The organism is Segeticoccus sp. (assembly GCF_035708005.1).
On sequence record NZ_DASSTI010000012.1, the window covers coordinates 18,980 to 28,544 of the forward strand.

At 71.2% G+C, this 9,565-nt stretch carries 8 protein-coding genes and 2 pseudogenes; 8 read left to right on the top strand and 2 right to left on the bottom strand.

Going from position 1 to position 9,565, the window contains the following annotated elements:
- Positions 1-45 precede the first annotated feature (45 nt).
- Positions 46-483: a type II 3-dehydroquinate dehydratase gene (gene aroQ, locus VFL99_RS01080; protein WP_325104470.1), complete on the top strand. Its 438-nt coding sequence runs from the start codon at positions 46-48 to the stop codon at positions 481-483.
- Between the two features lie 42 nt (positions 484-525).
- Here the strand turns inward: aroQ and VFL99_RS01085 are convergent, their stop codons facing one another.
- Both VFL99_RS01085 and VFL99_RS01090 read right to left on the bottom strand, forming a co-directional pair.
- Positions 526-1,929, bottom strand: coding sequence for an MFS transporter (locus VFL99_RS01085; RefSeq protein WP_325104471.1), 1,404 nt, complete (start codon positions 1,927-1,929; stop codon positions 526-528).
- 103 nt (positions 1,930-2,032) lie between these two features.
- Entirely contained in the window at positions 2,033-3,214 is a 1,182-nt protein-coding gene (locus VFL99_RS01090; protein WP_325104472.1) for a thiolase family protein, read from the bottom strand.
- 84 nt (positions 3,215-3,298) lie between these two features.
- Here VFL99_RS01090 and VFL99_RS01095 point away from each other — a divergent pair, with 84 nt between their 5' ends.
- The 7 genes and pseudogenes from VFL99_RS01095 to VFL99_RS01125 form a co-directional block, all read left to right on the top strand.
- Positions 3,299-3,520, top strand: a complete 222-nt coding sequence (locus tag VFL99_RS01095) for a DUF3046 domain-containing protein (RefSeq protein WP_325104473.1) — start codon at positions 3,299-3,301, stop codon at positions 3,518-3,520.
- 160 nt (positions 3,521-3,680) lie between these two features.
- A complete protein-coding gene (locus VFL99_RS01100) occupies positions 3,681-4,613 on the top strand; it encodes an ABC transporter ATP-binding protein (protein ID WP_325104478.1) in 933 nt (310 codons plus the stop codon).
- 1 nt (position 4,614) lies between these two features.
- Positions 4,615-5,460 (top strand): ABC transporter permease, encoded by an 846-nt coding sequence (locus VFL99_RS01105; protein ID WP_325104474.1) that lies wholly within the window; start codon positions 4,615-4,617, stop codon positions 5,458-5,460.
- Complete coding sequence (locus VFL99_RS01110) at positions 5,457-6,299, top strand: ABC transporter permease (protein WP_325104475.1); 843 nt, start codon at positions 5,457-5,459, stop codon at positions 6,297-6,299. The genes VFL99_RS01105 and VFL99_RS01110 overlap by 4 nt, the downstream gene beginning before the upstream one ends.
- Before the next feature lie 130 nt (positions 6,300-6,429).
- Complete coding sequence (locus tag VFL99_RS01115; protein WP_325104476.1) at positions 6,430-7,413, top strand: DUF3500 domain-containing protein; 984 nt, start codon at positions 6,430-6,432, stop codon at positions 7,411-7,413.
- A 281-nt stretch (positions 7,414-7,694) separates the two neighbouring features.
- A pseudogene (gene recA / locus VFL99_RS01120) lies at positions 7,695-8,345 on the top strand (recombinase RecA); the annotation flags it as partial.
- Positions 8,337-9,565 (top strand): annotated as a pseudogene (locus tag VFL99_RS01125) (intein-containing recombinase RecA); the annotation flags it as partial. The pseudogenes recA and VFL99_RS01125, both read left to right, overlap by 9 nt.

Sequence of the window (9,565 nt, forward strand, 5' to 3'; positions counted from 1 at the left end):
CCGTTAGGGTCCGAGGTGACCGGTGGCGCGTGGCGAGGAGGAACGGTGAGCGGGACGATCGGCATACTCAACGGGCCCAATCTCAACCTGCTCGGCACGCGCGAGCCGGAGCTCTACGGGCACGAGACGCTCGCCGACGTCGAGAAACTCTGCCGGGACGCGGCGGCCGCCCACGGGTTCGACGTCGACTTCCGGCAGAGCAACCACGAGGGCGTGCTCGTCGACGCGGTGCACGAGATGCGCGAGACGGTCGGGGGCATCGTCGTCAACGCCGGCGCCTACACGCACACCTCGATCGCCCTGCGCGACGCCCTGCTGACCTTCCCCGGGCCGGTCGTCGAGGTGCACCTGTCGAACGTGTTCGCGCGCGAGGAGTTCCGGCACCACTCCTACCTGTCCGACATCGCCGCCGCTGTCATCGTCGGGTGCGGACCGCTCGGCTACCGCTTCGCGATCGACCTCATCACGGCCCGCTGGAGCTGAGCCGGACTGGGTCGGCCCGGGCCATCGGCCGCCCGGCATACCTCACGCGTGTGCGGAGGGCACCCCGGCAGGCACGAAGAGCGCGAGGGCGGCACCGACCAGGGCGAGCGCGGCCGCCACGACGAACGCGACGGTGAAGCTCGCGTGGCTCGGGCCGCCGGCGGTCGTCGCCACGCCGGCCAGCAGGGTGGCACTCACCTGCGCCCCGATGCCGCCGGCGAAGCGGCGCACCGTGGAGTTGAGCGCGGTGGACACCGAGGTCAGCTCGGGAGGCACGCGCTGGGTGACCACGTCACCGCTGGTCTGGATGACCAGCCCCGACGCGGCGCCCAGCACCAACGAGGCGAGCAGCACCTGCCACACGTCGCCGTGCGTGGTGGCGAACAGCGCGCAGGCGACAGCGGCCAGCACGAGCCCCGCCGAGAAGACCCGCCCCGAGGTGAACCGCCGTGCCAGCCGGTCCGACAGCGGCCCCGCCACCAGCTGCCCCAGCGCCGCGGGCAGCAGGTAGATCCCGGTCAGCGTCGCCTCCACCCCGAAGCCGTAGTGCGCCCGGTCGGGCCTGGTCCGCAGCAGCTGGGGCACGAGGAAGAAGCACCCGAACATCGCCCAGCCCAGGCCGACCGTGGCGGCGTTGGCCAGCAGCACCGACCGGCCGCGGAAGACGTGCAGGTCTACCAGCGGCTCGGCCACGCGCGACTCGACGCGCACCCAGGCCGCGCCGAGCGCCACCGCCGCAACCAGCAGCGCGATCGGGCCGGGCCGCAGCCACCCCACCTCCGTGCCCAGGGTCAGCGCGAGCAGCACGCCGACGGTGCAGGTGCCCAGCAGGACCGTGCCCCACACGTCGAGCCGCCCCTGCTGGGTCGTGCGCGAGCGCGGCACGCCCCACACGACCGCGGCCGTGCCGACCGCCACCAGCACCGCGCCCGCCGCGAAGATCACCCGCCAGCTGATCGCCTGGTCCAGCCAGCCGCCGACCCCGAAGCCGAGACCGGTGCCGACCGCGAAGCCGCCGGTGAGCAGTCCGATCGCCCGCGACACGCGCTCGCCGCGGATCTCGTCGCGCACGACGGCGAACGTCAGCGGGAAGACCGCACCGCCGATGCCCTGCACCGCCCGGAAGATGATGAGCACGGCGATGTTCGGTGACAGCGCAGCGCCCACCGACCCGATGAGGAAGGAGACCAGCGTCGCCAGGAGCACCCGCTTGCGGCCGTGCAGGTCGGCATACCGGCCCAGGGCCGGCGTCGCGACCGTGGCGACCATGAGGTAGGCGCTGAGCAGCCACGCCGCCCAGGCCTGGCTGGTGTGCAGCTGCTGCTGGACGGTGGGGATCGCCGGGATGATCGCGGTCTGCTGGAAGGCGAACGCGATGTCGGCCACCAGCAGGACGGTCAGCACCCGGACCGGGGCATGGGTGACTGGCGAGGCGTTGCGGTGCACCGTGCCCACCTACCCGGCCGCGGGTCCGAGGACACCGCCGGTATGCCGGGTGGCCGCGTGGGCGGCACTCGTCCCGGGGCGGCGCTCGTCCCGCGGGCGAGGTTCAGGCCTTGAGCACCACCGCGAGGCCCTGGCCCACGCCGATGCAGATCGCAGCCAGGCCCCAGCCGCCGCCGCGGCGCTTGAGCTCGTGGGCGAGGGAGCCGACGACGCGGGCGCCGGAGCAGCCCAGCGGGTGGCCGATCGCGATGGCGCCGCCGTTGACGTTGACGATGTCGGGGTCCAGCTCGGGCCAGGACTTCAGGCAGGCGATGGACTGGGCGGCGAACGCCTCGTTGAGCTCGACCACGTCGAGGTCGCCCCAGCCGATCCCGGCGCGATCGAGGGCGCGGCCCGCCGCCTCGACCGGCCCGATGCCGAAGACCTGCGGGTCCACCCCGGCCGAGGCCCGGGAGACCACCCGGGCCAGTGGCTCGGGCGAGCCGAGCCGGGACAGGCCGGCGTCGTCGGCGAGGAACATCGCCGCGGCACCGTCGTTGAGCGGGGAGGCGTTGCCGGCGGTGACCGTGCCGTCCTTGCGGAAGACCGGCTTGAGCCGCGCGAGGGCCTCCACCGAGGTGTCCGGGCGGATCCCCTCGTCGCGGGACAGGTCGGTGCCCTCGACGTGGACGATCTCGGCCCCGTAGACGCCGTTGTCCCACGCCTTGGCCGCCTTCTGGTGCGAGGCGACCGCGAAGACGTCCTGCTCCTCCCGGCTGATCGAGAACTGGTCGGCGAGGATCTCCGCGCCCTCACCGAGGGCGACGGTCCACTCCTTGGGCATGTTCGGGTTGACCATCCGCCAGCCCAGCGTGGTGGAGTGCATGGTCTCGTGGCCGCGGGCGAAGGGCTTCTCCGGCTTCAGCACCACCCACGGGGCCCGGGACATGGACTCCACGCCCCCGGCGAGCACCAGCGAGGTGTCGCCGGCGGCCACGGCGCGCGAGCCCTGGATGACGGCCTCCATGCCCGAGCCGCACAGCCGGTTCGTCGTGGCGCCGGTGACCGAGGTCGGCAGACCCGCCAGCAGCGCGGCCATCCGGGCCACGTCGCGGTTGTCCTCACCGGCGGCGTTGGCGTCACCGAGGATGACGTCGTCGATGCCGGCCGGGTCGAGGTCGCCGTGCCGGTCCACCAGCGCGCGCACCACCGTGGCCGCCAGGTCGTCGGGGCGCACCCCGGCCAGCCCACCGGCATACTTCCCGATCGGGGTACGTACAGCGTCCACCACCCACACGTCAGTCATGCCCTTCAGTATCGTCGCTGCGCCTCCACGGCCGTCAGGGCGTCCGCATGCTGCGCATCCGTCGTCCGTGTGAGACTGACGGGCGTGCGGTTGAGCGAGTTCTGGACGCTGATGGACGACGAGTTCGGGCGGAGCTACTCCCGATCCCTCGCCCGCGACCACGTCCTCACCGAGCTGGGGGGCCGCACGGTCGAGCAGGCGCTGGAGGCGGGCGTGCGGCCGCGGCAGGTCTGGGAGGCGCTGTGCGACGCGATGGACGTGCCGCCGGAGCGCCGCCTCGGCAAGGACGTGAAGCCCCGACGGTGAGCGTTTCTTGGGGACATCTCAGCTGTTCCAGCAGCACAAACGTCCCAAAGAAACGACCGGGAGGGGCAGGCGCCGGTAAAGCGTTGGAGTCCTGTCGGCGCCGCTGGCTAGCCTCGGGAACGTGGCCACCGACACCTTCACGACCCGGACGCACGTGCCCATGAGCACGGCCGACGGGTTGATCACCGCCCGCGGGCTGACCAAGCGGTTCGGCGACTTCACCGCCGTCGACGCCATCGACTTCGCCGTGCAGCCGGGCGAGGCCTTCGGGTTCCTCGGGCCCAACGGCGCCGGCAAGTCGTCCACGATGAAGATGGTCGGCGCCGTCTCGCCGGTGACCAGCGGCGAGCTGCGGCTGTTCGGCCTGGACCCGGCGACCCACGGCCCGCAGATCCGCGCCCGGCTCGGCGTCGTCCCGCAGAAGGACACCCTCGACGAGGAGCTCAACGTCCAGGAGAACCTCTGGATCTACGGCCGCTACTTCGGCCTGTCCCGCGCCCAGGTGCGCGAGCGGTCGGTCGAGCTGCTCGACTTCGCCCAGCTCTCCGACCGGGCACGCGACAAGGTGGAGCCGCTCTCCGGCGGCATGAAGCGACGCCTGACCATCGCCCGCTCCCTCATCAACAACCCGGAGATCCTGCTCCTCGACGAGCCGACCACCGGCCTGGACCCGCAGGCCCGGCACGTGCTCTGGGACCGGCTGTTCCGGCTCAAGCGCTCCGGCGTCACCCTGGTGCTCACCACCCACTACATGGACGAGGCCGAGCAGCTCTGCGACCGGCTCGTGGTGATGGACCACGGCCGGATCGTCGCCGAGGGCTCACCGCGCTCGCTGATCGAGCGGTACTCCACCCGCGAGGTGCTCGAGCTGCGCTTCCCCGACGAGGACCACCAGGGGTATGCCGCGCGCCTGGCCGGCGTGGGCGAGCGCACCGAGGTGCTCCCGGACCGGCTGCTCATCTACACCGGCGACGGTGACGCGGCCACCGCCGAGGTGCACCGCCGCGGTCTGGACCCGCTGTCGGCGCTGGTGCGCCGCTCCAGCCTGGAGGACGTCTTCCTGCACCTGACCGGCCGGACGTTGGTGGACTGAGGTGTCCCCCGTCTCGCCGTCACCGACGGCCCCCGGGGCCCGTGCCGCACCCGATCTGGCCGACCTCGCACCGCCGGCCGGGTGGCGCTGGTGGCCGGTCTTCGAGTCGTGGTGGGTGCAGTACCGCCGCGTCTGGATCGGCAGCGTCTTCGGCCGGTTCCTCATGCCGGTGCTGTTCCTCGCCTCGATGGGCCTGGGCCTCGGCAGCCTCGTCGACCGCTCCTCCGGCGGCGTCGGGGGCGTGTCCTACCTGCACTACGTCGTGCCCGGAATCCTTGCCGCCCAAGCGATGTGGACCGCCATGGGGGAGTCGACCTATCCCGTGTTCGGCGCGATCAAGTGGGACTACAAGTACCACGCGATGCTCGCCACGCCGCTGTCCGTGCGCGATGTGCTGATCGGCCACATCGGCTACGTGGTGGTGCAGACCACGTTCGCCTCGGTGGCGTTCCTCGCCGTCGGCACGGCCTTCGGGTCGTGGGTCTCCTGGTGGGCGGTGGCCACCCTGGTGCCGACGACGCTGACCGGGCTGGCCTTCACCACGGCCTGCTTCGCGTTCGTGGCCACGCAGGAGAGCGAGAGCAGCTTCTCCATCCTGTTCCGCTTCGTGATGACGCCGCTGTTCCTGTTCTCCGGGGTCTTCTTCCCGATCGACCAGCTGCCGATCGCGATCCGCTGGGTTGCGTGGGTGATGCCGCTGTGGCACGGCGTCGACGCGGATCGCCAGCTGGCCCTCGGGTCACCGGACTGGACCGTGGTCGGTGGGCACACGGCATACCTGCTGTTCGTCTGCGGGCTCTGCGCGTGGCTCGCGCACCGCGCCCTCACCAAGAGGATGGTCGTATGACGGCCCGCACGCAGGTGCCCACGCCGTCGGTGGGGCTGGCGTCGCGGCTGGCACGGGTGCTACCGGTCCCCGCCGGGGCCGGGCTCGCCCGAGTGCTGGTGCAGCGCAACGTGATGGCGTTCCGGCACGGCTGGATCGCGATCGTCACCGGGTTCGCCGAGCCGGTGTTCTACCTGTTCTCGCTCGGCATCGGGCTGGGGGCGCTGGTGCACCAGGTGACGACGGACGCGGGGCAGCAGGTGCCCTACCCGGTCTTCGTCGCGCCAGCCCTGCTGGCGTCCTCGGCGATGAACGGCGCGATCTTCGACTCGACGTTCAACGTGTTCTTCAAGCTGAAGTACGCCAAGCTCTACGACTCGGTGCTCGCGACGCCGATGGGGCCGCGGGACGTGGCGGTCGGGGAGACGTCGTGGTCGCTGATCCGGGGCGCGTTCTATGCGTTCGCGTTCCTCGTCGTGGCCTGGCTCGCGGGGACGGTGGTGTCGTGGTGGACGCTGCTGGCGCTGCCCGCGGCGATCTTCATCAGCTTCGCGTTCTCGGCCGTGGGCATGTTCGCGACGACGTTCATGCGCTCGTGGGTCGACTTCGACTACGTCACGCTGGCGATCCAGCCGATGTTCCTCTTCTCGGCGACCTTCTTCCCGCTGGCGACCTACCCGGACTCGGTGCAGTGGATCGTGCGGTTGACGCCGCTCTACCACGGGGTCGCGCTCGAGCGGTCGCTGATGCTCGGTGAGATCGGGCCGGGGCTGCTGGTGCACGTGGGCTACCTCACCGTGCTCGGGGTGCTCGGGCTCGTCGGTGCCGCGCGGCGGATCGAGAAGCTGCTGCTGTCGTAGTCCGTTCGGGACGGGTGGCTCGGTCGTTTCGGGGCGGGGCTTCAGCCGTTCCGGTGCGCGGCCTCGTCCATTCGGCCAGATCTTCGCCGCTCGGCTGAACTGGAGGCGTTCCGTGTGGCACTGTCGTGCCGTGAGCGTGCCATTGGCGGGGTTGGCCGGTCGGATGCGGGCCGCGGCGGAGGACTTCCTGGTGAGCCTCGACGAGACCCAGCGCAAGGTGGCGACCGCTGCGTTCGACAGCGACGACCGGCGGCGGTGGACCTACCTGCCCGGACCGCGACCCGGCCTGGCGCTCGCGGACATGACGGTGCGGCAGCGCGGCCTGGCGATGGTGCTGATGGACAGCGGGCTCAGTGCCGCCGGCGCACGGACCGCGCGGGACGTCATGGAGCTCGACGGCGTGCTGCGCGAGCTCGAGCGTGAGGCCGGCAAGGACGGCTGGGACCGTCGCGACCCGCGCAACTACTGGTTCCACGTGCTCGGCGACCCGACCGGCGACGGGCCCTGGATGTGGAAGGTCGGCGGGCACCACCTCGCTTTGCACCTGACGGTCGTCGGTGACTTCGTGTCCGGCTCGCCGCAGTTCTTCGGGGCCAACCCCGCCGTGGTGCCGCGCGGCCCGCGCGACGGCTGGCGCGTGCTCAGCGAGGAGCAGCGCCTGGCCGACGAGCTGGTCGCGGCGCTCGACGCCGACCAGCGGGCGGCGGCCCTGGTGAGCGAGGAGGCGCCGACCGACATCGCTACCCGGCGGGACCCGGTCGCGGCGATCGGGGTCGTGCCGCGTGGCCTGGCGCACGGCGACATGGACGAGGCCGCGCGGCGCCGGCTCGAGGCGCTGGTGCGGCACTACCTGGGCCGGCTCTCCCCGGAGCTGGCCGACGACGCGTGGCTGTCGGTGGCCGACGCCGGGCTGAGCGAGACCACGTTCGCCTGGGCCGGGGAGTGGGACACGAGGCCGGGCCACCCCCACTACTACGCCGTGGCGGGGGCGACCTTCCTGCTGGAGTACGACAACGTGCAGGACCGGGCCAACCACGTGCACTCGGTGTGGCGGGACGTGCGCCACGACTGGGGCGAGGACCTGCTCACCCAGCACCACCAGCAGTCCCACTGACCGCGCGGCGGGTTGCCCTGACGCGCGAGGGATTGCTGCGGCGTGTCGGGGTGCGGATCCCGATCTCGAACTTCTGTTCGGATACGATTGTCCCCATGGGCCGGCCGAGCCAGCACCGATCTCCACAGCAGGCCGCTGGGGGAGCGGGACTGTCGGTGGTCGCGCCTAACGTCTGATCTGACAACGACGTCCAGCACGCGAGTGGCTCGCGCACAACGTGTCGTCCGGCGCAGGTCGAAGGTAGACGGCGGACATCGACGCGGAAAGGCAAGGTGGCAGACATGGCTCGACCGGCACCCGGTGCAGCAGCCGGAGGGAACCGGCAGCTGGGGGACAAGCACAAGTCCCTCGACACGGTGATGGCCCAGATCGAGAAGCAGCACGGCAAGGGTGCGGTGATGCGGCTCGGCGATGAGGTCCGACCCCCGATCGACGTGATCCCGACCGGCTCGATCAGCCTCGATGTCGCCCTCGGCATCGGCGGGCTGCCCCGTGGCCGCGTGGTGGAGATATACGGACCAGAATCTTCGGGAAAGACCACCGTTGCGCTACACGCGGTGGCGAACGCGCAGAAGAAGGGCGGCATCGCAGCCTTCATCGACGCCGAGCACGCGCTCGACCCGGAGTACGCCAAGAAGCTCGGCGTCGACACGGACGCCCTGCTCGTCAGCCAGCCGGACACCGGTGAGCAGGCGCTCGAGATCGCTGACATGCTGATCCGCTCCGGCGCCCTCGACATCATCGTCATCGACTCGGTGGCGGCCCTGGTGCCCCGTGCCGAGATCGAGGGCGAGATGGGCGACAGCCACGTCGGCCTGCAGGCCCGGCTGATGTCCCAGGCGCTGCGCAAGATCACCGGGGCGCTCAGCACCACCGGCACGACGGCGATCTTCATCAACCAGCTGCGCGAGAAGATCGGGGTGATGTTCGGCTGCTTCTCCTACGGCACGCGGGTCACGCTCGCGGACGGCAGCCAGGAGAAGATCGGCAAGATCGTCAACCAGAAGATGGACGTCGAGGTGCTCACCTACGACGCCGAGAAGGACGCGATCGTGCCGCGTCCGGTCACGAACTGGTTCGACAACGGCGTTACTGAGAAGTTCCTGCAGTTCACCGTGGAGAAATCCGGTGGCAACGGCCGCTCTCAGTTCGCCGCCACCGAGAACCACCTGGTCCGCACCCCCGGCGGCTGGCGGGAGGCGGGCGAGATCATCCCCGGTGACCGCGTGGTCACCTCCGAGACGGTCCGGCTCAGCGACCAGCAGTGGCAGGTCGTCCTCGGCGGCCTGATGGGTGACGGTGCCCTCTCCCCGAACCCGCACGGCCGGCACGGCGTGCGGTTCCGCATGGGGGACGGCGCCAAGCAGGTGGACTACCTCGACTGGAAGGCCTCGCTGCTCGGCAACATCCCGCAGACGCGCTCGACCAACGCCCAGGGCGCAGCATTCGTCGACCTCACCCCCTTGCCAGAACTCGGTGAGCTGCGGGAGGTCGTCTACTGGGGCGACGACAAGAAGCACCTCACCGAGGACTACCTCAAGGCGCTCACGCCACTGGCCCTGGCCATCTGGTACATGGATGACGGCTCGTTCACCCTGCGCTCCTTGGGCCGCCAGCAGCGGACGCAGGGCGGCAGCGGGCACATCGAGATCTGCGTCGAGGCGATGAGCCCGGGCAGCCGGACCCGGCTGGCCGACTACCTGCGGGACGTGCACGGCGTGGACTGCCGGGTCGCGCCGAGCGGTGCCGGCGGCAAGGCGGTCCTGACCATGACCACGGCCGGCACCGACCGGTTCCAGCAGATCGTCGCGCCCTACGTCCACCCCACGATGGCCGACAAGCTGCTGCCGCGGCACCAGGGCAAGTTCGCCGTGGAGCAGCAGTTCGTCGAGCCGACGCGGGCTCTGGTTCCGGCCAAGGTGCTGGACGTGCACGTGAAGCCGAAGACCCGCTCGATGCACCGCTTCGACATCGAGGTCGACGGCACGCACAACTACTTCGTCGACGGTGTCATGGTGCACAACTCACCCGAGACGACGACCGGTGGCAAGGCGCTGAAGTTCTACGCCTCGGTCCGGCTGGACGTCCGGCGGATCGAGACGCTCAAGGACGGCTCGGAACCGGTCGGCAACCGCACCCGCTGCAAGGTCGT